The 25,052-nt window shown below is 40.7% G+C and carries 25 protein-coding genes; 22 read left to right on the top strand and 3 right to left on the bottom strand.

What is annotated here, in order from left to right; genetic code table 11:
* Positions 1–43: 43 nt before the first annotated feature.
* Both AC3WR0_RS11590 and AC3WR0_RS11585 read right to left on the bottom strand, forming a co-directional pair.
* Entirely contained in the window at positions 44–964 is a 921-nt protein-coding gene (locus AC3WR0_RS11590) for a DMT family transporter (RefSeq protein WP_492552465.1), read from the bottom strand.
* A gap of 291 nt (positions 965–1,255) precedes the next feature.
* The gene (locus AC3WR0_RS11585) at positions 1,256–1,528 is read right to left on the bottom strand and encodes a DUF2243 domain-containing protein (protein WP_492552464.1); all 273 of its coding nucleotides are present in this window, start codon (positions 1,526–1,528) and stop codon (positions 1,256–1,258) included.
* 244 nt (positions 1,529–1,772) lie between these two features.
* Here AC3WR0_RS11585 and desA point away from each other — a divergent pair, with 244 nt between their 5' ends.
* From desA to AC3WR0_RS11550, 7 genes are all read left to right on the top strand, one after another.
* Complete coding sequence (gene desA / locus AC3WR0_RS11580; protein WP_492552463.1) at positions 1,773–2,804, top strand: Delta(5) desaturase DesA; 1,032 nt, start codon at positions 1,773–1,775, stop codon at positions 2,802–2,804.
* Between the two features lie 127 nt (positions 2,805–2,931).
* On the top strand, positions 2,932–4,065 hold the full coding sequence (locus AC3WR0_RS11575) for a sensor histidine kinase (RefSeq protein ID WP_492552462.1): 1,134 nt from the start codon (positions 2,932–2,934) through the stop codon (positions 4,063–4,065).
* Positions 4,062–4,661 carry a response regulator gene (locus AC3WR0_RS11570; protein ID WP_492552461.1) on the top strand — a complete coding sequence of 200 codons (600 nt, stop codon included), beginning with the start codon at positions 4,062–4,064 and terminating at the stop codon, positions 4,659–4,661. Before AC3WR0_RS11575 ends, AC3WR0_RS11570 begins: the two co-directional genes overlap by 4 nt.
* 670 nt (positions 4,662–5,331) lie before the next feature.
* On the top strand, positions 5,332–5,994 hold the full coding sequence (gene queC / locus AC3WR0_RS11565) for a 7-cyano-7-deazaguanine synthase QueC (protein ID WP_492552460.1): 663 nt from the start codon (positions 5,332–5,334) through the stop codon (positions 5,992–5,994).
* A 2-nt stretch (positions 5,995–5,996) separates the two neighbouring features.
* Entirely contained in the window at positions 5,997–6,473 is a 477-nt protein-coding gene (gene queD / locus AC3WR0_RS11560) for a 6-carboxytetrahydropterin synthase QueD (protein ID WP_027321371.1), read from the top strand.
* Positions 6,466–7,188 carry a 7-carboxy-7-deazaguanine synthase QueE gene (gene queE, locus AC3WR0_RS11555; protein ID WP_492552459.1) on the top strand — a complete coding sequence of 241 codons (723 nt, stop codon included), beginning with the start codon at positions 6,466–6,468 and terminating at the stop codon, positions 7,186–7,188. The genes queD and queE overlap by 8 nt, the downstream gene beginning before the upstream one ends.
* Positions 7,189–7,730: 542 nt before the next feature.
* On the top strand, positions 7,731–8,252 hold the full coding sequence (locus tag AC3WR0_RS11550; RefSeq protein WP_492552458.1) for an SH3 domain-containing protein: 522 nt from the start codon (positions 7,731–7,733) through the stop codon (positions 8,250–8,252).
* A gap of 194 nt (positions 8,253–8,446) precedes the next feature.
* Here the strand turns inward: AC3WR0_RS11550 and AC3WR0_RS11545 are convergent, their stop codons facing one another.
* Positions 8,447–8,629 carry an H-type small acid-soluble spore protein gene (locus AC3WR0_RS11545; protein ID WP_492552457.1) on the bottom strand — a complete coding sequence of 61 codons (183 nt, stop codon included), beginning with the start codon at positions 8,627–8,629 and terminating at the stop codon, positions 8,447–8,449.
* A gap of 124 nt (positions 8,630–8,753) precedes the next feature.
* Here AC3WR0_RS11545 and shc point away from each other — a divergent pair, with 124 nt between their 5' ends.
* From shc to AC3WR0_RS11470, 15 genes are all read left to right on the top strand, one after another.
* Positions 8,754–10,637 (top strand): squalene--hopene cyclase, encoded by a 1,884-nt coding sequence (shc, locus tag AC3WR0_RS11540; protein ID WP_492552456.1) that lies wholly within the window; start codon positions 8,754–8,756, stop codon positions 10,635–10,637.
* A 36-nt stretch (positions 10,638–10,673) separates the two neighbouring features.
* Positions 10,674–11,168, top strand: a complete 495-nt coding sequence (locus AC3WR0_RS11535) for a GNAT family N-acetyltransferase (RefSeq protein ID WP_492552455.1) — start codon at positions 10,674–10,676, stop codon at positions 11,166–11,168.
* A gap of 295 nt (positions 11,169–11,463) precedes the next feature.
* Positions 11,464–12,216 (top strand): SDR family NAD(P)-dependent oxidoreductase, encoded by a 753-nt coding sequence (locus tag AC3WR0_RS11530; RefSeq protein WP_492552454.1) that lies wholly within the window; start codon positions 11,464–11,466, stop codon positions 12,214–12,216.
* Between the two features lie 22 nt (positions 12,217–12,238).
* Positions 12,239–13,852: a long-chain-fatty-acid--CoA ligase gene (locus tag AC3WR0_RS11525; RefSeq protein WP_492552453.1), complete on the top strand. Its 1,614-nt coding sequence runs from the start codon at positions 12,239–12,241 to the stop codon at positions 13,850–13,852.
* 80 nt (positions 13,853–13,932) lie between these two features.
* Positions 13,933–14,496 carry a TetR/AcrR family transcriptional regulator gene (locus AC3WR0_RS11520; protein ID WP_492552452.1) on the top strand — a complete coding sequence of 188 codons (564 nt, stop codon included), beginning with the start codon at positions 13,933–13,935 and terminating at the stop codon, positions 14,494–14,496.
* A gap of 62 nt (positions 14,497–14,558) precedes the next feature.
* Positions 14,559–15,446 (top strand): 3-hydroxyacyl-CoA dehydrogenase family protein, encoded by an 888-nt coding sequence (locus AC3WR0_RS11515; protein ID WP_492552451.1) that lies wholly within the window; start codon positions 14,559–14,561, stop codon positions 15,444–15,446.
* 17 nt (positions 15,447–15,463) lie between these two features.
* The gene (locus tag AC3WR0_RS11510) at positions 15,464–15,865 is read left to right on the top strand and encodes an acyl-CoA thioesterase (protein ID WP_492552450.1); all 402 of its coding nucleotides are present in this window, start codon (positions 15,464–15,466) and stop codon (positions 15,863–15,865) included.
* Positions 15,866–16,043: 178 nt separating this feature from the next.
* Positions 16,044–16,823, top strand: coding sequence for an SDR family NAD(P)-dependent oxidoreductase (locus AC3WR0_RS11505; protein ID WP_492552449.1), 780 nt, complete (start codon positions 16,044–16,046; stop codon positions 16,821–16,823).
* 19 nt (positions 16,824–16,842) lie between these two features.
* Positions 16,843–17,622, top strand: a complete 780-nt coding sequence (locus AC3WR0_RS11500) for an enoyl-CoA hydratase/isomerase family protein (RefSeq protein WP_492552448.1) — start codon at positions 16,843–16,845, stop codon at positions 17,620–17,622.
* Positions 17,623–17,633: 11 nt separating this feature from the next.
* Positions 17,634–18,608, top strand: a complete 975-nt coding sequence (locus AC3WR0_RS11495) for a quinone oxidoreductase family protein (RefSeq protein WP_492552447.1) — start codon at positions 17,634–17,636, stop codon at positions 18,606–18,608.
* A 350-nt stretch (positions 18,609–18,958) separates the two neighbouring features.
* Positions 18,959–19,957, top strand: a complete 999-nt coding sequence (locus AC3WR0_RS11490) for a phosphotriesterase family protein (protein WP_492552446.1) — start codon at positions 18,959–18,961, stop codon at positions 19,955–19,957.
* A gap of 129 nt (positions 19,958–20,086) precedes the next feature.
* The gene (locus tag AC3WR0_RS11485) at positions 20,087–21,007 is read left to right on the top strand and encodes an MBL fold metallo-hydrolase (RefSeq protein ID WP_492552445.1); all 921 of its coding nucleotides are present in this window, start codon (positions 20,087–20,089) and stop codon (positions 21,005–21,007) included.
* A gap of 40 nt (positions 21,008–21,047) precedes the next feature.
* On the top strand, positions 21,048–22,565 hold the full coding sequence (locus AC3WR0_RS11480) for a class I adenylate-forming enzyme family protein (protein WP_492552444.1): 1,518 nt from the start codon (positions 21,048–21,050) through the stop codon (positions 22,563–22,565).
* 20 nt (positions 22,566–22,585) lie between these two features.
* Positions 22,586–23,479 (top strand): R2-like ligand-binding oxidase, encoded by an 894-nt coding sequence (locus tag AC3WR0_RS11475; protein WP_492552443.1) that lies wholly within the window; start codon positions 22,586–22,588, stop codon positions 23,477–23,479.
* Positions 23,480–23,503: 24 nt separating this feature from the next.
* Positions 23,504–25,033 carry an aldehyde dehydrogenase family protein gene (locus AC3WR0_RS11470; RefSeq protein WP_492552442.1) on the top strand — a complete coding sequence of 510 codons (1,530 nt, stop codon included), beginning with the start codon at positions 23,504–23,506 and terminating at the stop codon, positions 25,031–25,033.
* Positions 25,034–25,052: the final 19 nt, after the last annotated feature.

Genomic DNA, 25,052 nt, shown 5'->3' with positions numbered 1-25,052 from the left:
ATCGATAAGCAATAAAAGCCGCCAGATAGTTTTGGCGGCTTGATTATGTTTTTTGTTTTTTTACTGTTGAAAAAATAACGATGGTGGCGATTATACAGAAAGTTCCAATCCACTCTGCAGTACCGAAAGGAACATGCAGCCAGGCAACTGAAAGAAATGCAGCTGAAAGTGGTTCCGCACAGGCAAGGAGGCTAGTTTCAGAAGCACTTAAATATTTAAGGCTTTCCATATAACAAAAAAAGGCTATAACGGTTCCGAGCATTATTACGGCTACCACAGCCATAAAGGAAGAAAACGACCAACTTCCCTTAAAAACCCACGGAGGACTGATAAAGGAAAAACAAATTCCTCCAATAAACATTCCCCACCCTACAATTATGTAAGATCCCCATTTATTAAGAAGCTCTCCTGGAAAAAGTGTATAGAATGCGAGGGCAAATGCTGAAAGAATTCCCCAGAAAAACGCGTTTCCCGATATGGACATGCTGTGAACATTTCCGTTTGTTACAAGCAGGAAAGTTCCCACTAGAGCCAGGATAATAGCAGCTAATTCATATTTAGCTGGCAGTTTGTTTAATTTTACAAATACATAGCATGCAATAAGAACAGGTGCTAAATACTGGAGAACGGTAGCAGTTGCCGCATTGCCATGCTGAATAGCCAAAAAATACGTATATTGGACTCCAAGCATCCCCAAAATACCAAATACCAGAAGTTTCACTCTATCCTTACGGGATTTCCAAATGGTGAAGATATTTTGTTTTTTTACTGCATGGGAATAAAAGAGAAGAATTAAACCTGATAACAGCAAGCGGTTTACTACAAGCCAGCTGGCAGTAAAGGCTTTTACCTGTAAAAGATACTGAGCAAAAGTACCTGAAATTCCCCAAAAGATTGCAGCAATTAAAACAAGAATGATGCCTTTCGAGCGCGGAAAAGGCATAACAGCTCCATGTGAACTCATAACAACCCTCCTTTATTGAGAAAAACTAAACTTATTTTATCATGACAGCCAAATAAAGGAGGAATATTTTTGCAAAATACAATTTTTTATAAACAGAGAAAAGGCTGTCCCTCGTGAAAAGGACAGCCTAATGGCAATGGATAGCAAGTCAGTGCCTTTTGTTATTTAAAAAAAAATAAGCTTCACGTGGGTGTTTTTCCGCCTTAAACCATTGAAAACATAAAAAATATAAAGATAAGTTCCACCGCATCCCTCCATAATACATAAGCATTGCACCTCAATTCGCTTTATTTAGGCCAATTCCCTTTGGCGAATGGTATATACATTTAGAAAGAATATCAGCGCTGCAATGGTTTCAAACTGGCTAAATGCATGAAATAGGCTGACAGATACAAATCCGACAGCGGTAATCGATTTATCGTTAAAATGATGCCAATGTAGCAGCTGGTGAAAAATATTTTTATCCATGAAGGCAGCAATTCCAATACCAAATAAAATTTCTGACGAGATAGGTAAAACAGCGGGAAGTAGCGGTATTCCTCCTATTTCTCTTTTCAACTTCACGGATTTTATTCCATTTCAGCCTGTGTTTTAAAATAAACGGCAACAAAGGAAATGATTTTAGGAAAAAATAGTAAGTTTATTAGCAAGGAAAAATGGGAAATTTTAAAAGGAATTTAAAAAATGATTTGTAGGGCACTGCATATGACATTTATCATATACAGGATATGATACCTGCTACTAGTAAGGATATAATCTTTTTCCTATACTTAAGTTAAGAAAGAAACGAAAGGGGAATAATATAAAAATGTTGGAACAGAATACGAAAAGTTTAAAAAAACAGGTCGCCCCTTATGAAAAATCATTGACAAGAGATAGCATCATTCAGTTGTTTAATACGTTGGCGCCATTTATAGCCCTATGGTATTTGGCATATAAAAGCCTTTCCATTTCTTATTTGTTAACATTGGGCATTTCTATTGTTGCATCGGGTTTTCTAGTAAGGATTTTCATTATTTTCCATGACTGCTGCCATCACTCATTTTTCAAAAACCGTACCGCTAATCGGATAATGGGAACGATAACAGGGGTTTTAACTCTTTTCCCTTATGATCAGTGGGCTCATGAACACTCTGTCCACCATGCAACAAGCAGCAATTTGGACAAGAGAGGAACAGGTGATATCTGGACCTTGACGGTTGAAGAATATCTGGCTGCACCACTTACTTTAAAAATGGCATACCGCTTTTATCGTAATCCAATCGTTATGTTTGGGATAGGTCCCATTTACGTTTTTCTTTTGAAAAATCGCTTTAACCGTAAAGGGGCGAGGAAAAAGGAACGTATGAATCTGTATCTTACTAATGTACTTATTGTTGGATCAGCTGCACTTCTCTCATGGGCAATCGGCTGGCAAAATTTCGTGCTTGTTCAGCTTCCAATATTTTGGATATCTGGCTCTGCTGGTATTTGGTTGTTTTATGTACAGCATACTTTTGAAGATGGTTATTTTGAGCCTGACCGTGAATGGGAATATGTTAAAGCTGCTGTCGAAGGAAGCTCTTATTATAAGCTGCCAAAATTATTGCAATGGCTAACTGGGAATATCGGTTACCACCATGTTCACCACTTAAGTCCAAGAGTCCCTAATTACAAGCTAGAAGAAGCACATAACAATACAGTTCCACTGCAGAATGTTCCAACAATTACATTGGCAACAAGCCTTACTTCAATAAAATTCCGCCTTTGGGATGAGAAAAAGAAAAATTTCATTACCTTCCGCGATGTAAAAAAGGCTGCTAAAAAAAGCCTTTCGGTAAATGTGAAACCTGAAGTTTAAACAAATATGGCTCCCCTTAATAGGGGAGTCTTTCAATTTAATTGATTTATTTATACTGTTTAATAAGGCGTTTGTGTCCCTTTTTTGTGGTAAAATAAGGATAGAAAAAATGGACGGGGTATTATTTATGTTTAAACGATATTGGGTGTTACTCAAAAGTACGGGAATTTCTCCTTACATATGGACAATCCTTGGGATTCTTCCTTTTTATTTTATTTTTCAGTCGCCATCAACTATGGAAAGTGTAATAGGGATATTCTTAACACTTTTATTCTTTGTCTTCTACCGTTTTGCCTATATATCGAAGGGCTGGCCGGTTTATTTGTGGACCATCCTGCTTATAGCAATAAGCATTACACTGACTGCTTTGTTCAGCTACATCTACTTTGCATTTTTTCTTGCTTATTTTATCGGTAATATTAAAAGTAAAATTCCTTTTCTAACGCTGTATATTATCCATCTGGTAGGTATGTCAGCCGTTATTAATTTTCAATTCGCCCTCAGACAGGAGCTTTTTATCAAGCAGGTTCCATTTGTGATTATTGTTTGGATAAGTATCATTCTTCTCCCGTTTACTTTGAGATACCACAAGGAAAGAGGAAAGCTTGAGGAGAAGCTGGAGGATGCGAATAAAAGAATTTCCGAATTGGTAAAACAGGAAGAAAGGCAGCGTATTGCACGGGATCTTCACGATACGCTGGGTCAAAAGCTCTCATTAATTGGCTTGAAAAGCGATCTTGCCCGAAGGCTGGTTTATAAAGACCCTGAAAAAGCACGTGAGGAATTGGCAGACGTCCAGCAAACCGCCAGAACTGCTCTAAATGAAGTTCGAAAAATGGTTTCTGAAATGAGGGGTATTCGGCTCAATGATGAAATAGAACTGGTAAAACAAATTCTTAAAGCAGCACAAATTGAGTTTGTAATAGATGAAGAATTTTCTTTGTCTAATGTGTCACTGCTGACTGAAAATATTCTAAGTATGTGTTTAAAAGAAGCTGTTACCAACGTGGTGAAGCATAGTGGGGCTACTGTTTGTACTGTAACCTTTGAACAAACAGACAGCAAAACAGTTATGAGTGTTCATGATAACGGCCAATCGGGAAATGGAATTAACTTTAATAAAGGCAGCGGATTGGCGGGTATGCGGGAACGATTGGAGTTTGTAAACGGAAGCTTGGGTATTAATGTAGATCAAGGAACAACTCTTTTTATAAAAGTTCCAAACATGGTCAGGCTTTTCAAAGGAGAGGAAAGTGTATGATTCGCATCGTCATTGCAGAAGATCAGAGGATGCTTCTTGGGGCCTTGGGTTCCCTGCTCAATTTGGAAGATGATATGAAGGTTGTTGGCCAGGCAAGCGATGGCGGAGAAGCAATCAGACTTGTCCAGGAGCTAAAGCCTGATGTATGTATCATGGATATTGAAATGCCTGGAAAAAATGGCCTGGAAGCAGCAGAAGAATTGAAGGTAACAAACTGCAAGGTGATCATATTAACTACTTTTGCAAGATCAGGATATTTCCAGAGAGCAGTTAAGGCAGGAGTGCGCGGCTACTTATTGAAAGACAGTCCAAGTGAGGAATTGGCAAACTCAATCCGTAATGTTATGGCTGGAAAGAGAATTTATGCACCGGAGTTAATGGATGATTTGTACAGTGAAGAAAACCCTCTGACTGAACGTGAAATGGAAGTTCTTGAACTGGTCGCAGACGGACGAAATACTAAAGAAATAGCTTCTAAGCTAAGTCTTACAACTGGAACAGTTCGAAACTACATCTCCACAATTTTGGACAAACTCCAGGTCACAAACCGAATAGAAGCCATAACCCATTCAAAAGAAAAAGGCTGGTTTAAATAATTTTAGAAAGAGCTGTGGAAGCAGCTCTTTTTCTTAGCTAATCAGAATTTATATCCATAAATTCTGAACGCATAAGCAAAACTAAGGCATCCGCCAAAAAGGACTTGGCGAATGCCAAGTTTTTCTAAGTTCTTTTTGTAAAGTTTGTTGTTTAAAAGGTAAAAACAAACCCGCTTTCCTCGAGAATCCGCAAGTCAGTCCAACTTCAGCCCTAGCCCCTCGAGGTCGCTTCTGACCTGACTTTGAAGAAAAAGAACAACTTCATCGTCAGGTCCTTTGACACACAGGAAGAGTTAGTGCCGTCGTCGCCCAGGAAGAACGATTCCGCCAAAATCGCTAACAATTCCGCCGTAACCGAACACAGCCTAACTGGAATCTGCAGTATACTTTGTGAAGAAGCTCTTTCTGCTGCTTTATCAAAATTTGTTCTTCATAGCCTTAAATGAATAACCGTGTTTCATCGTTCATATAATTCTCTGTCTCACTTAAACAGCTGCTATGTATGGTGAAAAAGTTTCCCTATAAAGATTAATATTATGGTAGAATAGATTTCGTGAATAAAATAGTATCCGTAAGGACGGAAGAGGTTCTAGCTACCCTCTCGAAAAAACTAGGGAAAACAGTACTGCTTTCTTAGTAGTGCTGTTTTTTCATTAAAGGAGAATTCTATATGTTAAAAGATGAAAAAGCAGTTGTCGTATTCAGCGGTGGCCAGGACAGCACGACTTGCCTTTTTTGGGCAAAGCAGCAGTTTTCTGAAGTTGTGGCTGTTACTTTTGATTATAACCAAAGACATATCACCGAAATTGAATGTGCAAAAAATATAACAAAGGTACTCGGAATTGAACACCATATTCTTGATATGAGCCTATTAAATCAGCTGGCTCCTAATGCCCTTACACGAGATGATATAGCCGTAAAGGACGGGGAAAATGGAGAGCTTCCATCTACCTTTGTACCTGGACGCAATCTCCTGTTTATGTCTTTTGCCGGAGTTCTGGCAAGCCAGATTGGCGCCAAGCATATTGTTACAGGAGTTTGCGAAACGGATTTCAGCGGTTATCCCGACTGCAGAGACGTATTTGTTAAATCTCTGAATGTAACATTAAACCTATCCATGGATGAACAGTTTATAATCCACACACCTTTAATGTGGCTCAATAAGGCTGAAACGTGGAAGCTTGCTGACAGGCTTGGCGCCTTTGATTTTGTTCGGGAAAAAACACTTACCTGCTATAACGGAATTGTGGCCGACGGATGCGGCGAATGTCCGGCCTGCAAACTGAGGAAAAAAGGTTTGGATGATTATCTGGAAGAGCGGAAGGGGCTGTAGGCATGTATGGTTTCCGTATTGTTGATAAACTGCAAAAAATAGATGAAGACATCCAGCGCAGCCAATTAAAATATCATTATAAAAGGGTGCTTGTCAGTAAGGAATTTACTTTTGATTCTGCCCATCATTTACATGCATATGAAGGGAAATGTAAAAACCTCCACGGCCACACTTATAAGGTTATCTTTGGTTTAAGCGGTTTTGTGGACGAACGCGGCCTAATGATTGATTTTGGCGAGATTAAAGAAATTTGGAAATCCGAGATTGAGATTTTCCTTGATCATAAATATTTAAATGAAACGCTGCCCCCAATGAATACAACGGCTGAAAATATGGTTGTGTGGATTTATGAAAAGATGGCAGATGCAATAAAAAATAGAGAAGAACAATATGACGGCGCACGCGTGGAATTTGTCCGCCTGTTTGAAACACCAACAAGCTATGCTGAGGCAAGACGGGAGTGGATGGAAGTTGAGTAAAATCCCCGTAATGGAAATTTTTGGGCCAACCATACAGGGGGAGGGCATGGTAATCGGCCAAAAGACTATGTTTGTCCGTACTGCTGGCTGTGATTACTCCTGTGCCTGGTGTGATTCTTCTTTTACCTGGGATGGTACAGGGAAAGAATTAATTAGGCAAATGGAAGCAAGGGAAATTTGGGAAGATTTAAAAGCTATTGGCGGAGATCGCTTTTCCTATGTAACGATTTCCGGGGGCAATCCAGCTCTTTTAAAAAATCTGGACAGTTTAATTGCTATCCTAAAGGAAAATGATATTAAGACTTGCCTTGAAACACAGGGAAGCCGCTGGCAGGATTGGTTTTTGGATATTGATGAACTGACGCTTTCTCCAAAACCCCCGAGCTCTAAAATGGTCACTAATTATGAAATTTTAGATACTATAGTTTTCAAGCTGAGAGAATCAGACCGAAACTTTAGTTTAAAAGTGGTCATTTTTGATGACGCTGACTTTGATTATGCGAAAAAACTATATAAAAGGTACCCAGGGGTTCCATTTTATCTTCAGGTCGGAAATGATGATATCATAACAGCTGATAACAATCTTCTTTTTCAAAATTTGCTCGGTAAATATGACTGGCTAATCAATAAAGTTTGTGAAGACACCAATCTCAACGATGTAAAGGTTCTTCCCCAGCTGCATACGTTTGTATGGGGCAATAAGCGAGGGGTATAAATAAGCTTGCAGAAATTGTCCGAAAGGAGTATTTCTGCAAGCTTTTTACTTGGGTTAAATTCAAGCATCAAATCCAAAATTTGTATCGAAAACTTCCAGTATGTAGTGAAAAAAACCTGTTTTGCAGACAAAACGCTGCGTAGAGAAAAAATATATGAAGAGAAGCCCCAAAAGTGTGAGGAGAAATCATTCTGTATGTAAAGATTGTAGATAAAGTGTTTTATTATGAAGAGAAATACTTCAAAGTATATGTAAAAGTACTCAATAGAAACATGGATACTTAGGATGTTTAACCCTCTCTAAACCGGGTACATATAATATATAACAACCATGGTAATATACTTCAGCGGGGATAGCATGTGTGGCTATCACGGTATTGGGCGTAGGTGGAGCCGATACTATTGGATATAAATTTAAAACCACTGTTGAAACAGAATGGTGGTTTTTGTTATGTCCAAAATGAAAGATTTTTTAGCTAAAAAATACTTATAAGTTTTATATAGGATAGCGCGGGTATCGTATATTAAAAGGAGGATGACCCGATGGCTAATAAAATAAAATTACTATCTGTGCCCCTAGCCTTAAGCTTGATGATTTTTACAGGTTGCAGCAATGAAGAAGCGTCCAGTAAAACGGAAGAGGGCATGAAAAAAACAGAACAGCAAACAAAAGAAGCTGCGAGCAAGATAAAGGAAAAATCTAAAGAAGCCGCCGCAGAAGTAAAGAAAGAAACTCCTGGAATAGTTCAAAACATGAAGGATACTTATAAAAAAGGGGAAAAAGAGGTTAAGGATAACACTCTTCAAAAAGGCGATAAGGCAAAAATCGAGAAGGATGCTTATCTGGCTCAAACTCCAGAGGCATATGATGAATTATATCAGCTGATTAAAGTAAACGATTTCGATGGCATAAAAAATATCGAAAAAGAAAGTAAAGTAAAGGAAATAAAAAAGGATAGTGAAGTAGAGGTTCTTGAAAGAGACATTCGCCGTACCAAAGTAAAAGTGAAAGAATCAGGTGAAGAAGGATATTTACCAACCAATCTCCTTCAGCCTGTAAAATAAAACATCGAAAATCCCGGACCTAATTGTCCGGGATTTTTCTATGCTACTTTCATTTGCGATTTTTAAAGGAAAGCGAGTGTCTGGAACGGAAATCAACAGGCCCTTCTGCAATAATAAAAAGACTGTAGGCAAGCGAGATTTTCATCGAATTTGTCTACAGTCTGAAAGGACCAACAGTGGTCCTTTAGCTCTTTTTACTGCTTCTCCTGAAGCTCATCAATAGAAACCATACGCCGTTCATCGTGGCTTCCCCGCTCAGAAACCATTGCCATACTCGAGGTACCATCAATGTTTTCGATCCACACAGGAATGCCGTGATAGTGCACATTGATTTCATCAATTGAATTGATAATTTCTTTGACGCGGTTTAGTTCCATTTCTGCTGCACCTCCAGTAGTAGCTTCCCCGTATAGCTGTCTTTTATAAGATTCTTCATTTATGTATTCTCTTTAATCCTCCTGAATAAGTATTTATAAAGACTTTTTCAAGGGAGAGAGTGCATTGGGAAGTCAAATAGCAAACAGTATTGACATTCTGATTGAAAAATTACGCAAGGATCAGTCTCCCGATGGATCATGGAGCTATCCCTTTGAAACAGGGATTGCTACGGATGCCTATATGATTATCTTATTGCGTACTTTAGAAATAAATGATGAAGTCCTCATTCAGGAACTTAGTGAAAGGCTATTAAGCAAACAGGAAGAAAACGGGGCATGGAAGCTTTTTCATGATGAAGAAGATGGAAATGTTTCGGCTACCCTTGAAGCTTACTATGCACTTTTGTATGCCGGTCTTTATAAAAAAAGCGATACCAGGCTAATGGCCGCTAAAAATTTCATTTTATCAAAAGGCGGCTTAGAAAAAACAGGGATGTTTACACAAGTTCTTCTGACTTTAACAGGACAAATGAAATGGCCAGCGTTATTTCCTATTCCAATTGAGATTATCCTGCTGCCAATTTCGTTCCCGGTTAATTTTTATAGTTTTTCGGTATTTGGCAGAGCCAATCTGACTCCCATTATGATATTGGCCGAACGAAGGTTTCGAATAAAAACAGCAAAAAGCCCTGATCTAAGTGATTTGTTTATAGATAATAATGCTCAGCAAAGATTTTCTTTTCGCATGGAGGAATGGCGCTCACTTTTTTCCATATTGGAACAGGGAATAAAGAGTCTTGCAGGAATGCCTGAAAACCTCCATAAGAAGGCTGTTGAGAGGGCAAAACAATACATGCTTGAAAGAATTGAACCAGATGGCACTTTTTATAGCTATTTTAGCTGCACGTTTCTCATGATTTTTGCACTCTTATCTCTTGGGCATCAAAAAAGTGATCCGCTCATCCTTCGTGCTGTCAGAGGACTAATGTTAATGAAATGTGAAATCAATGGTTTTGCTCATATGCAATATACCACAGCAAATGTCTGGAATACATCCTTAATCGGGACGGCCTTACAGGAGGCTGGGGTCTCTTCTTCCGATTCTATGATTAAAAAAGCTAATCAATATTTACTCAAACGGCAGCAATTTAAATATGGAGACTGGGCTGTCCATAATCCAAACACCTTGCCCGGCGGATGGGGATTCTCTGATGTAAATACCATTAATCCTGATGTAGATGACACTACGGCAAGCCTTCGATCTATTGCAGTAAGAGTGCCAAATAGTACACGCTATCTTCAGGCCTGGGAAAGGGGAATACATTGGCTTTTTTCCATGCAAAACAATGATGGTGGCTGGCCGGCTTTTGAAAAAAATACAAATAGCAAGCTTTTGCAGCTTCTTCCAATAGAAAAGGGAGAGTATTTACTGGCCGATCCAAGCTCTGTAGATTTGACGGGCAGGACACTACAATTTCTTGGATCCTATACGAATCTATCTAAAAACTCTTCATCTGTTTGGTCGGGAATGCAATGGATATTCAAGCAACAGGAAAAAAACGGCTCCTGGTATGGCAGATGGGGAATTTGTTATATTTATGGCACCTGGGGTGCGCTGACAGGTCTGAAAGCGACAGGAGCAGATTCCAGCCATCTATCGATAAAAAAAGCGACAGCATGGCTGCACGCCATCCAAAATGAGGACGGCGGATGGGGGGAATCCTGCCGAAGTGATATCGCTAAGACCTATGTCCCACTTGGAACCAGTACGTTAACCCATACAGCGTGGGCATTGGATGCACTCATATCAGTTGCCGATAGGCCCTCAGCCAAAATGAAGAAAGCAGTGGAGTTCCTGATAGTTAATTTAAATAAAAAGGACTGGACTACCGATTATCCTAAGGGTCAGGGAATGGCTGGCGGACTGTATATCCACTATCACAGCTACAGATATATTTTTCCATTACTTGCTCTTGCACATTACCGTAATAAATTTAATGTGGAATAAGAAATATATGGTAATATGTTGGCAGGGGTGAGAGAAATGATTATTAGACCAATAGAAGTAAGAGATGCAGAAACCTTTCTTGAGCTGGGGAAAAGAGTAGAAGATTCAGGTTTTATGCTTTTTGAGCCAGGTGAAAAAACAAGAACAGTGGATGAACAGAGAAGAATTATTGAAAGAATTATACCAGATAAAAAGTCCACTATCCTTGTAGCGGAAGAAGAAAACACGCTTATTGGTTATTTGCAGGCAATGGGAAGCAATATTAAGCGGATAAGGCATTCTGCCCATTTAGCACTGGGTGTAGTGGAGCAATATCGAGGAAAGGGAATAGGCACCCAGCTATTTGAGGAGTTGTTTAAATGGGCGAAGGAAACGGAAATTTCCCGACTCGAATTAACCGTAATAAAACACAATTTTAAAGCATTCAATTTATATCGAAACATGGGATTTGTTTTGGAAGGCGAAAAAGTGAATTCATTAATCATTAACGGGGAACCTGTTAACGAGTACTATTTATATAAGCTTTTATAGAGAGTGTCTAAGGGCATTCTTACTTGTCGACAAAAGGAGGTTCGGATGCTTTATTCTGAACCCCCTTTTTTGATTTATATTGTGATTTCCTATCGGTATATACAATTCTTATTCACGGATTCAAGATTATTACTAGGTCCAGCCATGTCTATCTTTTTTAAGATTAAGTGAATGATTTTGTTGTAAATTTAGAATATTTTGAATAAAAGTTGAATTATCTTTTAAAGATTGTATAATTAAAATTAAATACATACCAACCGGTTAGTAGAGGGAATTCACATTGAGGAGGGGAAGGATGAGACTTTCAGAAAAGACAGCTATTGTTACTGGAGGATCAAGCGGCATTGGACGCGCGGCAGCATTACGATTTGCCAGTGAAGGTGCCAATGTGGTTGTGGCAGATGTTAATCAGGAGGGCGGGGAAGAAACAGTAAAGCTGGTATCCCAGAATGGAGGAACAGCATTATTTGTTAAAACAGATGTTTCCAAAGCCGATGAGATCCAACAGATGATAGAAACAGCAGTTGAAAACTTTGGGGAACTTAATATTCTTTTTAATAATGCTGGAATTGGACATCCCGCCGTCAAGAGTACTGAACTTGAAGAAGAGGATTGGGACCGGGTAATAAACATCAACTTAAAAAGCGTTTATCTTGGAATCAAATATGCTATACCGCATCTGGCTAAAGCCGGCGGCGGAGCCATCGTCAATACTTCTAGCTTGCTAGGAATAAAAGGTCAGAAGTATTTGGCTGCGTATAATGCTTCAAAGGCAGGAGTTATTCTTTTAACCAAAAATGCCGCGGTTGAATACGGAAAGCATAATATTCGCGTAAATGCGATTGCCCCTGGAGTAATTGATACGAAAATCATCGATGGATGGAAAAACGATGAGCGGAAATGGCCAATCATTTCACGTGCTAACGCCCTTGCAAGAATTGGGACCCCAGAGGAAGTAGCAAACGCAGTATTATTCCTGGCCTCGGATGAAGCATCCTTTATAACAGGAGCTACCCTTTCTGTCGATGGAGGCGGACTTACTTTTTAAAAAATAAGCTGGAGGAATTTCTATGAGTGAGAAAAAAAACTGGCTGGCCCAATATCCTGACTCCATTGAATCGACCATTACCATTCCAGAAAAATCATTACCACAAATTCTATTAGAAACAGCTAAAACCTATCCACAGCATAATGCTCTCTCATTTTATGGAAAGAAAACTACCTATGAGCAATTATCCCAATTAGTAAGTCACTTTGCTTCAGCTCTGCAGTCAAGAGGAGTTCAAAAAGGGGACCGTGTTGCCATCATGCTTCCCAATTGTCCTCAATATGTCACATCCTACTACGGAGTACTAACTGCTGGAGCCATAGTAACTCAGGTAAATCCAATGTCTGTAGAACGTGAGCTTGAATATATTTTAAAAGATTCCGGTGCGGAAACTATTGTGGTTTTGGAAGCGCTTTATCCGAAAGTAAAGCACATACAGCCCTCCACCTCTTTGAAAAATATTATTGTCGTTAGCTTGCAGTCCTCTGTCCAAAGTGTAGAGCCTGACACTTCCTTTGATGCTTTTTTTGCAGAAAGCACTGGGGGTGCAAGGCCTGTAACGATTGATACTATAAACGATGCTGCTGTTCTTCAATATACAGGGGGGACAACAGGAAGATCCAAGGGAGCCATGCTGACACACCGGAATATCCTGGCCAATGTCATTCAATCCTATGAGTTTTTTAAATTTGATATTGATAAAGGACAGGAACGTTATTTAACCGTTATTCCTTTATTTCATGTATTTGGAATGACATCCTGTATGAATCTTTCCATCTACACAGGTTCAGAATCAATCATGCTTCCCCGTTTTGATCTGGAAGAGGTTCTCAACACAATTAAGAATGAACAGCCAACGGTTTTTCCAGGTGTGCCAACGATGTATGTTGCTATTACTAATCATCCAAAAGCGGAAGAATACGGGATTAATAGTATCGAAGTTTGCAACAGTGGAAGCGCACCGATGCCAGTCGAGCTTCTAAGAGAGTTTGAAAGGAAAACAGGCTCCAAGATTCTTGAGGGATACGGACTTTCCGAAGCCTCCCCGACAACCCACTGTAATCCGACCTTCGCGGAGAGGAAACCGGGCAGTGTCGGTATAGGCATGCCTTCAACTGAATACAAAATTGTCGATTTGGGAGAAGGATCGGAAGAAATGCCAGTTGGGGAACTTGGAGAGGTTGTTATAAAAGGACCTCAGATCATGAAGGGCTATTGGAATATGCCTGAAGAAACAGCGAATACTCTCCGGGATGGCTGGCTTTATACCGGGGACATTGGAAGAGTAGACGAAGACGGGTACCTTTACATTGTCGACCGAAAGAAAGATATGATTATTGCCAGCGGTTATAATATTTATCCTCGGGACATTGAAGAAGTTCTATATGAGCATCCGGCAGTACAGGAAGCAGTAGTAATTGGAATCCCGGATAAGTATCGGGGCGAAGGAGTAAAAGCGATCTTGGTCCTTAAATCCGGAAAAGACGCCAATGAGGATGAAATTAAGGCCTATTGCCGTGAGAATCTTGCAGCTTACAAGGTTCCTAATGTTGTAGAATTCCGTGATCAGCTGCCAAAAACAGCTGTTGGAAAAATTTTAAGAAGAGCCTTAAGAGATGAAGCGTTGAAAATATAGAAATAGATTTGCCCGGATAAAGACAGGGGGTAAAGTATGGTATAATTCATGTGATTTTAGTGGGATTGCGAGGACATAAAATGAAGACAAAAATTACCGAACACAGCATCAAATTATTTGAAAAACGTGGATTCAGTGATACCTCCATACAGGATATTGTTGATTCGCTCGGAGTAACAAAAGGAACTTTTTATTATTATTTTTCAAGCAAAGAAGAATTACTTATGAATATCCACCTTGGCTATATAGACGGGCTCCTTAACCGTCAGGAGGAAATTCTCAAGGATTCCAAATTAAACAATAAAGAAAAGCTTTTTGAAATTGTATATATGTTAATTGGAAGTATTAAAAGCAAGGGAACAAGCGCCAAAATCTTCTTCAGGGAGATGCGCCATTTGAGCGAGGAGCGTCTTGTCCAAATTCTCGATAAACGTGATCGGTTCCGTTTAAATGTTGAATGTGTTGTCAGGGATGGTATTGAAAATGGTGAATTCCGTCCAGATTTAAATGCAACCATTGTTACTTTCGGAATTCTAGGCGTTGTAAATTGGAGCTATCAGTGGTTCAATCCAAACGGGGCAGCTACCGACAGGGAAGTGGCTGAAATCTTTGTAGAAATGATTCTACGGGGAATCGAACAATAGAAAAAAAGGCTTTTTTCAGCCTTTTTCTAAAATAACATACCAACCGGTTAGTATACAAGGAGATGAATGAATTGGCTAAAGTGAAAAATATAGCAGTAATAGGGGCCGGCCAAATGGGGCACCAAATTGCCATGCTTTGTGCCCTAGGCGGCTATGAAACAACAATTCAGGACCTGCAGGAAGAAGCATTAAAAAAAGCTTCAGCCACTCTTGATGGAATTATGGATAAGTGGGTTTCCAAAGGGAAAATTGCCGAGGACCAGAAGTTGTCAGCGTTTGAACGTTTAAATTTTACTCAAAGTCTGGAAGATGCCACGGGGAATGCTGACTTTATCATCGAGGCTGTTGTTGAAAAGCTGGAGGTAAAAAAAGAAGTATTTTCAAAGCTGGAACGGCTGGCGCCTTCTCATGCGATTTTTGCAACCAATAGTTCAACAATTGTGAATAGCTTGCTTGCAGGAGAAACAAGCAGGGCCGATAAAGTCGTAAATATGCATTTCTTTTTCCCACCGCTTGTTATGGACTGTGTTGAGGTAGTTATGAGTGAGCAAACTTCCGAGGAAACAGCACAATTAACCATGGATGTTTGCCGAAAGATTAATCGGAGTGCATTTTTGCTAAAAAAAGAAATATCCGGATTCGTAGCAAACCGAATTTTAGGTGCGCTTCAGCGAGAAGCGGTTTCCTTATATGAGAAGGGAATAGCGGATTACAAAGATATTGATCAGATTTGCAGAAAAGCTCTTGGTCACCCGATTGGTCCTTTTGAATTGATGGACCTTTCAGGTATTGACGTAGGCTATTTTGTTTCAGAGCAGCGTTATAGAGAAACAGGAAATCCAGCCGACAAGCCATTTACATGTATCGAGGAAAAAGTGAAGCTGGGACATCTTGGCCGTAAAACCGGTAAAGGCTGGTATGAATATAAAACAGAACCGGTGAAGCAATAGGAATGAGGGATAACAAAATGCACGAAATTCAAGTAACCGTCCGATTTTGCGAAACAGATGCACTAGGGCATGTCAACAATACCAGTTATTTTATTTATTTGGAAGAAGCACGAATCAAGTTTTTCGAGGCTTTAGGTTTTAGCATGGGAATTGACGACTGGAAGTTCATCATGGCGTCTACCAAATGTGATTTCATCAGCCAGGGTTATTTCAATCAAACTTTAACAATCAAAACCTATGTTTCCCGTATAGGAACAAAAAGCTTCCAGATTGAGCATGATATTTTATGTGCTCAAACGGGGGAGCTGATTGCCAGGGGCAATGTTGTTATTGTTTACTTTGATTTTAAAAAACAACAAAGCGAAGCATTGCCGGAATTACTAAAGGAAGAGCTAAAAAGCTACCAGGTGCATTGCTAAATTACTGAATATTAGGAAATTGGCAAAAGGCTACGGCTGATTAATGGATAAATTTCCAAAGCAAATTGGCTGAAAAAAAGCAATACAGCGGATAAATCTAGTTAATCGGCGGAAAAGAGATCTAATTTGGCGGATATAACCGAGTTTCAAATTTAAGAAAACGAAGGGAGGAGAAAGAATGAGATTTTCAGATACAATCGCATTGGTTACAGGTGCAGGCAGCGGGATAGGAAAAGCAACGGCCATCCAGCTTGCAAATGAAGGTGCTAAGGTTATTCTTGTTGGCCGAACACGGTCTAAGCTAGAAACAGTTGCCCGAGAAATTAATGCGGACAAGAAAATCCCTACTGCTGAAATTTTTTCCGCAGATGTAACGGATGAAGATGATGTGCAGGAACTTAAGGAATATGTGAACCAGAATTACGGTGATTTGCATGTATTGGTCAATAATGCCGGAGGTTCAGTTCATTCCAAAATTATGGATACCTCCGCTAAGGATTGGGACTATGTACAAAAGACGAATTTGAAAAGCGTTTTTCTTGTATCAAAGTTACTCGGCGGACTTATGGCGGATGCAGCCCAGAAAGAAGAGGGTCAACCGCATCCTCGAGCAATTGTGAATGTCGCCTCCCTTTCAGGTCATCAGGCTGGGGCACATATACCACACTATAGCTCAGCCAAAGCAGGAGTTATTAATTTTACAAGGGCACTTGCATTGGAATTATCACCGTACGGAATAAGAGCCAATTCTGTTTCCCCAGGTTTCGTGGACACTCCGTTAACGGAAGAAGGGCTGCAAAACGAACAATTTGTGAAAGCCATAAGAAGAAATACAGCCCTCAGGCGTGTTGGCAAGCCGGAGGAAGTGGCAAATGTTATTACGTTTGCCGCATCTCGTGAAGCTTCCTATATGACCGGTTCAGATATTCTGGTCGATGGCGGCTGGCTTATTATGTAAAAGAGAGAGGAGAATTAAGATGTCAGATCAACACTTGCTTATCAATCAAAAGGGGGCAGTTCTATCCCTAACCTTAAACAGGCCTGAAAGCTTAAACGCTTTTAGCCCTGATATGATTCTTGGACTAACAGCGGCCATTAAAGAGGCTCAGCAGAATCCTGAAATCAGAGTTATTGTCCTTTCTGGTTCCGGCCGTTCCTTCAGTGCCGGAGGAGACGTTAAATCTATGGGCCAGGCAAATGCAGTTGGTGTTTATGAGCATATCGGAAGGCTTAACGAATGTATCCTTACCATGAAGGAAACAGAGAAGCCTATCATTGCTGCTGTTCATGGTTTTGCTGCAGGAGCCGGATTTAACCTGGCATTAGCCTGTGATTTAATTATTGCCGCAGATAACAGCCAGTTTGCGCTAAGCTTTTCTCAGGTTGGTCTGATTTCAGATGGAGGGGGTTCTTATTTTGTTCCTCGGCTTGTCGGACCGCATCTGGCCAAGCAATTCCTTTTCAGCGCTGAGCCAATTCCTGCTGAAAGGCTGTACAATCTGGGCGTCGTTAACTACCTAGTTCCTCTAGAAAGGCTTCAAGAGGAAACCCAGAACATAGCTGAAAAATTTGCTGCTGGTCCTAGCAGGGCTTATGGAATGATTAAAAAACTAGTAGATCACTCCTTAAATGCCACTTTAGATGAGATTCTTGAACAGGAACGAATTACCCAAACCATGATGGTAACAACAGAAGACCATAAGGAAGGCATAACCGCCTTTAAGGAAAAAAGAAAACCGAATTTCACAGGGCGGTAAGGAGATAGAAAATGAAAGCTATTCAGCTCGATAAATACGGTGGGCCAGAGGTTCTCCAGCTAATAGAAAAAGATAAGCCGGTACCAAAAGGTACTGAAGTATTAATAGAAATAAAAGCAATAGGCGTCAATTTCGCCGATACTGCAAGACGCGAAGGCCAGTATGTCGTTAAAACTCCACTTCCTTTTATACCCGGTGCAGAAGTTGCGGGTGTAGTAACAGAGGTAGGGGAAAACGTTACAACTGTAAAACCCGGTACAAGGGTAGTAACACTGATAGAGTCTGGCGGATACGCCGAATACGCGTTAGCAGACAGCAGAGGGCTTATTCCGCTGCCAGATGGAATGGATTTTGAAAATGCAGCAGCTCTTCCTCTTCAAGGTTTAAGTGCCTATCATATTTTAAAAACTATGGGCCGGCTGGAGGAAGGCGAAAGCGTTCTTGTTCACGCTGCTGCCGGCGGAGTCGGAACACTTGCAGTCCAGCTTGCCAAGTTAATGGGGGCAGGAAAAGTAATCGCTACAGCAAGCTCTTCGGAAAAACTAAAGCTAGCCAGTGAAATGGGTGCGGATGTCGTCGTTAATTACACCGAAGATGGATGGGAGAAACAAGTTCTCGAAGCTACAGACGGAAAAGGAGTAAATGTTGCACTTGAGATGGCAGGCGGAGATGTTTTTCAAAAAACATTGAAATGCCTGGCGACCTTTGGCCGGCTTGTCATTTATGGTGTGGCAAGCGGAGAACAGGCCAACTTTTATCCTTCATCACTCATGGCCAGGAACCAGTCAGTAATCGGATTTTTTCTCCCTCAGATCATGAGGAAACCGGAAGTAATCCATTTAAGTATGAAGGAAATGCTGACATATCTGTCACAAGGAAAATTAAAACTTACAATTGGCGGAGTTTACTCGCTTGAACAGGCTGCAGAGGTTCACAGACTCCTCCAATCACGACAGACAAAAGGAAAGCTGATATTGAAGCCTTAAAAACTATTAAATTTTGTACTTGGAAGATATCTATCAAGGTCTAACTCGATTGATTCCATAAGAATTGTCCCCCCAAATTTGGTTTCGAGGACAAATCTCATACGGATACCATATGAATTGTCCCTGAGCAGGGCATTCGAGGACAAATCTTTTACAAGAGGGGTCCAATAGAACAAGGTTGGATGGAGTCCTATCTAAAATTTCTATAAATTATTGGGAGGCTTCCCATCGTGCCGCAGGTTCGCACGCAGATTATGGAACAATTCACACGAAACTTTGAAAGCCGCCAAACTTATAGAAATCTGTAAGTCTGGCTTTCTAATAAAAAAATATCAGGGTGGTGCTTATTCATGACAACAATCAATACTGTAACAGGGCCTATTTCAGTGGACCAATTGGGAAAAACTTTGATTCACGAACATTTTATTTTTGGCTATCCAGGTTTCCAGGGGGATGTAACTCTTGGCGGATTTCATGAAGGAGAAGCATTAGCGGAAGCAGTCAAAATTGCCAGGCAAATCCAAAGCTTTGGAGTGCAGACGGTCGTTGATCCTACACCTAATGAATGTGGAAGAAACCCTGAGTTTCTAAAGAAAATCAGCGAAGAAACAGGACTTCAGATCATTTGCGCCACAGGCTACTATTATGAAGGCGAAGGTGCAACGCCTTATTTTAAATTCCGCCAGGCTTTGGGTACAGCTGAGGAAGAAATCTACGAAATGTTTATTAAGGAGATTAATGAAGGGATAGCCGGAACCGGAATTAAACCGGGGGTCATTAAGCTGGCATCCAGTAAAGATAAAATTACTCCTTATGAACAAATGTTTTTCCGCGCAGGGGCTAGAGCTCAAAAGGAAACAGGCGTTGTGATCTTGACTCATACCCAAGAAGGAACAATGGGACCAGAACAAGCAAGGTTCCTGATTGAACATGGAGCAGATCCTTCTAAAATTATTATTGGACATATGTGCGGCAATACAAATCCAGAATACCACAAAGAAACAATGGATCAGGGAGTAAGAATTGGTTTTGATCGCTTTGGTATTCAGGGAATGGTAGGCGCGCCGTTTGACCAGGAAAGAGTTCAGGTCCTTCTTGCTCTGTTAAATGAAGGCTACGAGGATCAAATCATGCTGGCTCATGATACTGTTAATATCTGGCTCGGCCGCCCTCCAGTAATGAATGAACAATTAACAAAAATAATGGAAAACTGGCAGCCAACTCATATTTTCACCAATATCCTTCCTCAGCTGAGGGAAAACGGTGTGACTGAAAAGCAAATCGATAAGATGATTGGCGAAAATGCAAAAGCACTTTTTTTAGGAGCACCAGCAAAAGTAGTTTTATAGGAATTTAGACCATTTTCATCCGGGGACCACGACCCTTGTCCCCAAATAAAAAAGAATGTTGGCCTAAAACCCTATATATGAACATAAAAAAAGGGGTGAGGTCTTATTCAGAGGATCATAACACTGACAATGGATACACCTTTTTCAGAAGGAATTGTAAATGCCTTTGCTGTAATAGGTGAAACAGCAACTCTTGTAGATGCGGGGAATCCAGGAAGGAAATCCTTTAATCAACTGAAATCTCAGTTAAAAGAACATGGACTTACTTTTAAAGACTTTGACAGTCTTGTTTTAACACATATGCACACAGATCATTCCGGCGGTGTCATGTACATTCAGGAGGAAGCAGAACTTCCTGTTTATGTTCATGAACTTGCCGACCCAGTGGTGACAGGCGGTATAAATGAGTTTAACAGAATAAATGGCTTCTTTAATAACTTTCTTAAACAATGCGGTGCCGATCCATCAGAGCATCAGCATGCGAGAAGATATAAAGAAGAAATATGGAAGAATGTTCATTATTTAAAGGATGGAGACGATGTCCATATTGGGGGAGTTCCCTTCAGAGTTATCTATGTTCCAGGTCACAGCCAGACAGATATTCTGTTATGGAATCCTGAAGACGGTACAGCTTTTGTGGGAGACCATATTATTCCGGAATTATCCGTAAACGCTTTCATTGAACCGCCGCCACCTGGCCAGATGGACCGTCCTAAAACCTTGCTGCAGTATCGTGAATCTCTTAAACGAGTGAAGACTCTCCCTCTTAAAAACTGTTATTCGGGGCACGGAAAAACGTTTGGACAGCATGTGGAATTGATAGACCGAAGGTTTGCCGAGCATGATAAACGCTGCAGGCAAATCCATGAAATACTATCATCAGGCAGTAAAAGTATATACGAGATTTGTCTTGTTATGTATCCACGATTAAGAGACAAAATGATTTTCCTGGGCTTGTCACAAATCCAGGGTCATCTTGACTTAATGGAATTACGAGGGGAGGTGAAAAAAGAAACGATTGAAAGTGTCATGTTTTATAAACTAGTTTAGTTGATTTCCCTCTTAGCCCATGAAGAAGGAGTGGATGATAATGACACTAAAGGAATTGCTTGAGGTTAATATAGACAAATACGGTGAGTATCCATTTTTATATTACCGTGATAAGCAATACACAAATTTAGAAACAAAATTGTATGCAGATCAATTAGCCAGCGGACTGCAAAAAAGGCTTGGCATAGAAAAAGGAGACCGGGTAGTGGTTTGCATGCCAAACTGCCCGGAGGTTGTTTTTTCCTATCAGGGAATTACCAGGAGCGGCGCTGTAATTGTTCCTGTTATGTTCACCCTGCATCCTAAAGAAATTCATTACATTATTAAAAACAGTTCTGCGAAGGCTGTCATTTGTTCTGCGTATACAGCGGAACAGGTAAAAAAATCACTTGATGGCCTGGAACAGCAGCCTGCACTCATTGTAACTGATCTTCCCTCGGGTGAAGGAGTCCTTAACTTTTATGATTTGATGAAGGATGATACTTTGAAGGAAATGGAAGCAACTGACGAAGATACTGCGGTTATTCTTTACACCTCCGGTACAACCGGAAATCCTAAAGGCGTGCTATTAACCCATAAAAACCTCTACTCCAACGCCGTTAACTCCTCAGCACATAGCGGAGCAGAAAGCGGGATTACTATAGGAGTTCTGCCGCTTGCTCATGTTTACGGACTTACAATATCGAATGCCTGTTTTTTAACTGGAAGTTCTGTTGTAATCTTTTCAAAATTTGACCCCAAAGAAATATTTGAAGCAATTGAAAAATACAAGGTTAAGTCCTTCTCTGCTGTACCAGCCATGATCCATGCGATGCTTTCGTATCCTAAGGCCGGTGATTATGATACTTCATCACTTGAGTCTATTGGTTCAGGCTCTGCTCCTTTGCCTGTAGCGCTGCTTAATGAATTTAAGAACAGGTTCGGGGCTGTTGTGCTGGAGGGTTATGGTCTTTCCGAGGCTGCACCGGTAGTGACAGCACATAATAAGAATATTGAAATTAAGCCCGGCTCTGTTGGTATTCCCATACCGGGTGTAGAGATTAAAATTGTCGATGATCTGGGTGAAGAGGTTCCTGCTGGTGATGTTGGGGAGCTTATTGTCCGGGGAGACAACGTGACACCGGGTTATTATCAAAATGAAGAAGAATCCAAAAAGGTTTTACAAAATGGATGGTTACATACAGGAGACATGGCCAGGGTGGATGATGAAGGATACCTGTATATTGTAGACCGTAAAAAGGACCTGATTATCAGAGGCGGTTTTAATGTTTACCCGCGTGATATTGAAGAGCTTCTTAACGGTCATGAAAAAGTTTCAGAGGCAGCTGTGGTCGGCGTGCCTGATGAAAGAATGGGCGAGGAAATGGTCGCTTGCATCGTTAAAAAACCGGGATCAACAGTAACGGAGGAAGAGCTGATTCGTTTTTGCCAGGAACACCTTGCCAAAAATAAAACACCTAGAAGGGTTGTTTTTATGGACGCCCTTCCCCGCAATGGAGTTGGAAAAATATTAAAAACCCATCTAAGACAGACCGCTGCGGATATAGTAACCAATTAAATTCAAGGAGGAAGTGAAATATGGACCAAAGAACCATTTTAACGACAAGTAAAAGGGGACTGTTGGAGGATTCATTCCCCTTCCGTTTGTATCAAAAAGCAAAGAAGTTTGGTACTTGGAATCCCTCCGACATTGATTTTTCACAGGATCAAAAAGACTGGCAGAATTTAACCGCTGAGCAAAAGCATGATATTCTGCGCTTAATTTCCCAATTCCAGGCAGGTGAAGAAGCAGTAACTCTTGATTTGCTGCCGCTAATCATGACGATAGCTAAAGAAGGCAGGCTTGAGGAAGAAATGTTCCTTACCACCTTTTTATACGAGGAAGCAAAGCATACAGAATTCTTCAGGCTTGTATTGAATGCAATAGATGAGCGCGGGGACCTCTCCCATTTCCATACAGGTGCTTATAAAACGATTTTCTATGAAATTTTGCCGGCTGCAATGGAGCGCCTAGTAACGGACCAATCACCTGAAGCAATTGCAGAAGCCTCTGTTGTTTACAACATGTTTGTGGAAGGCGTTTTGGCGGAAACAGGTTATTATTCCTTCTATAAATCTCTTGAAGCAGACGGAATCATGCCAGGCCTGCTACAGGGAATCGGTTATCTGAAAAAGGATGAATCAAGGCATATCGGTTACGGTACATTCTTGCTGCAGCGGCTGATTTGTGAGCACCCACATTTATATGATTTTGTTGAAGCCAAAATGCAAGAACTGACTCCGCTGGCAATTCGGCTTAATCAGGAAGGTTTTGCCGGCAAAGATGTCAGTGAGTTTGGCCATTTACTTGAGGATACAATGAACTTTACACTTCGCCAGCTTTCTGTGCGCATGGATATTCTTTCACGGGCAAGAGGCAAAAAGATAGAAGAGATTTACAGATTTACAGAAAGCGAGCTTGGTGTTCTTTAAAATTTTATAAGAGGAGGAATTGAAATGACAGTACAAGTGGATGTAAGAACCTTTCCGTTATTTATTAACGGAACATGGGAGCCGGCATCAAACGGCGAAACGTTTGATGTTTTAAACCCCGCTACAGGCGAACTTGTAGCTAGAGTGGCTAAGGGAACAGAAGAGGATGTCAATAAAGCAGTTGAAGCTGCAAGAAATGCTTTTGACAACACCGATTGGAAGAACATGAAGCCAAAGGATAGATCAAAGGTTCTTTATGCCATTTCCTATCAAATTGCTGCACACGCAGAAGAACTTGCCTATCTAGAAGCTATTAGCTCCGGCGGAACAGTTCGAAGACTGGGTGGTAATGATATTTTGCAGATGGTTGATCTATTTCAGACTCTTGCAAAGTTTGTTGAAGAGTATCCATTTTCGGAAACGCTTCCAAGTCCGCCATTTCCTGGACCGGCCCATAACTTTATTTGGAGAGAACCAATTGGAGTTTGTGCTGCCATAACTCCCTGGAACCTTCCAATGGTTATTGCTACCTGGAAGATCGCTCCGGCACTCGCTATGGGTAACACAGTGGTGGTTAAGCCAGCAAGCTATACACCACTTTCTACATTGAAACTTGCTGAAATCATTTCACAGGTTGTTCCTCCTGGAGTCATTAATGTAGTGACCGGGCCAGGTGCTGAAGTAGGCGAAACTCTAGTAAAACATCCGAAGGTAGATAAGGTTGCATTTACTGGTTCTACTGATGTAGGACGCCGTGTTATGAAGCTTGCTGCTGATACTATTAAAAATACAACCTTGGAGCTTGGCGGAAAGTCTCCAAATATCATTCTTGAAGATGCGGATTTAAGCCTTGCTATTCCTGGAAGCCTATTTGGGGTATTTCTGCATTCCGGACAACTTTGTGAGTCTGGAACAAGATTATTCGTTCCGGATCATCTGCATGACGCTGTCGTAGAGCAGCTTGTAAAGCTGGCAGGAAAAATTAAGCTTGGAAATCCACTAGATCCTGCTACAGATGTTGGTCCTGTTATTTCAAAAAAGCAAAAGGAAACCATCCTTTCCTATATAGAAACGGGTAAGGCAGAAGGTGCAACTCTAGTTTGCGGCGGGAAAGAAGCAGTGGTTGCTGGCTGTGAAAATGGCCATTTCGTTGAACCGACTATTTTTACAAATGTAACAAATGATATGAAAATTGCCCGTGAGGAAATTTTTGGACCTGTATTATCAATTATCCGGTATAAGGATGTTGATGAAGCAATCCGACTTGCAAATGACACCATTTATGGACTGGCAGCGGGAGTATGGACACGTGATGTTAACAAAGCATACGAGGTAGCCCGCAAGCTGCAGGCCGGTGTTGTCTGGATTAACGACTGGCATATGCTTCGTAATGATGCACCGTTTGGCGGATATAAGCAAAGCGGTATTGGACGTGAAATGGGCAAGCATTCTCTTGATGCTTATACACAGGTTAAGCATGTCCATACTTCCATGGTTCCTGAAATTCATAAGCGCAACTGGTACGGCCTATTGTTTTCCAATACTAATGAATAAAAAAATTATATCGAGGTGA

The organism is Neobacillus sp. FW104-15D2 (assembly GCF_058790155.1).
Note: the sequence above shows the minus strand (reverse complement) of the source record. Positions and strands in the feature narration are given on the sequence as shown.

Coding starts and splice junctions, on each gene's coding strand:
- AC3WR0_RS11590 (WP_492552465.1), bottom strand. CDS start 964: ATGAGTTCACATGGAGCTGTTATGCCTTTTCCGCGCTCGAAAGGCATC.
- desA (WP_492552463.1), top strand. CDS start 1,773: ATGTTGGAACAGAATACGAAAAGTTTAAAAAAACAGGTCGCCCCTTAT.
- AC3WR0_RS11575 (WP_492552462.1), top strand. CDS start 2,932: ATGTTTAAACGATATTGGGTGTTACTCAAAAGTACGGGAATTTCTCCT.
- AC3WR0_RS11570 (WP_492552461.1), top strand. CDS start 4,062: ATGATTCGCATCGTCATTGCAGAAGATCAGAGGATGCTTCTTGGGGCC.
- queC (WP_492552460.1), top strand. CDS start 5,332: ATGTTAAAAGATGAAAAAGCAGTTGTCGTATTCAGCGGTGGCCAGGAC.
- queD (WP_027321371.1), top strand. CDS start 5,997: ATGTATGGTTTCCGTATTGTTGATAAACTGCAAAAAATAGATGAAGAC.
- AC3WR0_RS11550 (WP_492552458.1), top strand. CDS start 7,731: ATGGCTAATAAAATAAAATTACTATCTGTGCCCCTAGCCTTAAGCTTG.
- AC3WR0_RS11545 (WP_492552457.1), bottom strand. CDS start 8,629: ATGGAACTAAACCGCGTCAAAGAAATTATCAATTCAATTGATGAAATC.
- AC3WR0_RS11535 (WP_492552455.1), top strand. CDS start 10,674: ATGATTATTAGACCAATAGAAGTAAGAGATGCAGAAACCTTTCTTGAG.
- AC3WR0_RS11530 (WP_492552454.1), top strand. CDS start 11,464: ATGAGACTTTCAGAAAAGACAGCTATTGTTACTGGAGGATCAAGCGGC.
- AC3WR0_RS11525 (WP_492552453.1), top strand. CDS start 12,239: ATGAGTGAGAAAAAAAACTGGCTGGCCCAATATCCTGACTCCATTGAA.
- AC3WR0_RS11520 (WP_492552452.1), top strand. CDS start 13,933: ATGAAGACAAAAATTACCGAACACAGCATCAAATTATTTGAAAAACGT.
- AC3WR0_RS11515 (WP_492552451.1), top strand. CDS start 14,559: ATGAATGAATTGGCTAAAGTGAAAAATATAGCAGTAATAGGGGCCGGC.
- AC3WR0_RS11510 (WP_492552450.1), top strand. CDS start 15,464: ATGCACGAAATTCAAGTAACCGTCCGATTTTGCGAAACAGATGCACTA.
- AC3WR0_RS11505 (WP_492552449.1), top strand. CDS start 16,044: ATGAGATTTTCAGATACAATCGCATTGGTTACAGGTGCAGGCAGCGGG.
- AC3WR0_RS11500 (WP_492552448.1), top strand. CDS start 16,843: ATGTCAGATCAACACTTGCTTATCAATCAAAAGGGGGCAGTTCTATCC.
- AC3WR0_RS11495 (WP_492552447.1), top strand. CDS start 17,634: ATGAAAGCTATTCAGCTCGATAAATACGGTGGGCCAGAGGTTCTCCAG.
- AC3WR0_RS11490 (WP_492552446.1), top strand. CDS start 18,959: ATGACAACAATCAATACTGTAACAGGGCCTATTTCAGTGGACCAATTG.
- AC3WR0_RS11485 (WP_492552445.1), top strand. CDS start 20,087: ATGGATACACCTTTTTCAGAAGGAATTGTAAATGCCTTTGCTGTAATA.
- AC3WR0_RS11480 (WP_492552444.1), top strand. CDS start 21,048: ATGACACTAAAGGAATTGCTTGAGGTTAATATAGACAAATACGGTGAG.
- AC3WR0_RS11475 (WP_492552443.1), top strand. CDS start 22,586: ATGGACCAAAGAACCATTTTAACGACAAGTAAAAGGGGACTGTTGGAG.
- AC3WR0_RS11470 (WP_492552442.1), top strand. CDS start 23,504: ATGACAGTACAAGTGGATGTAAGAACCTTTCCGTTATTTATTAACGGA.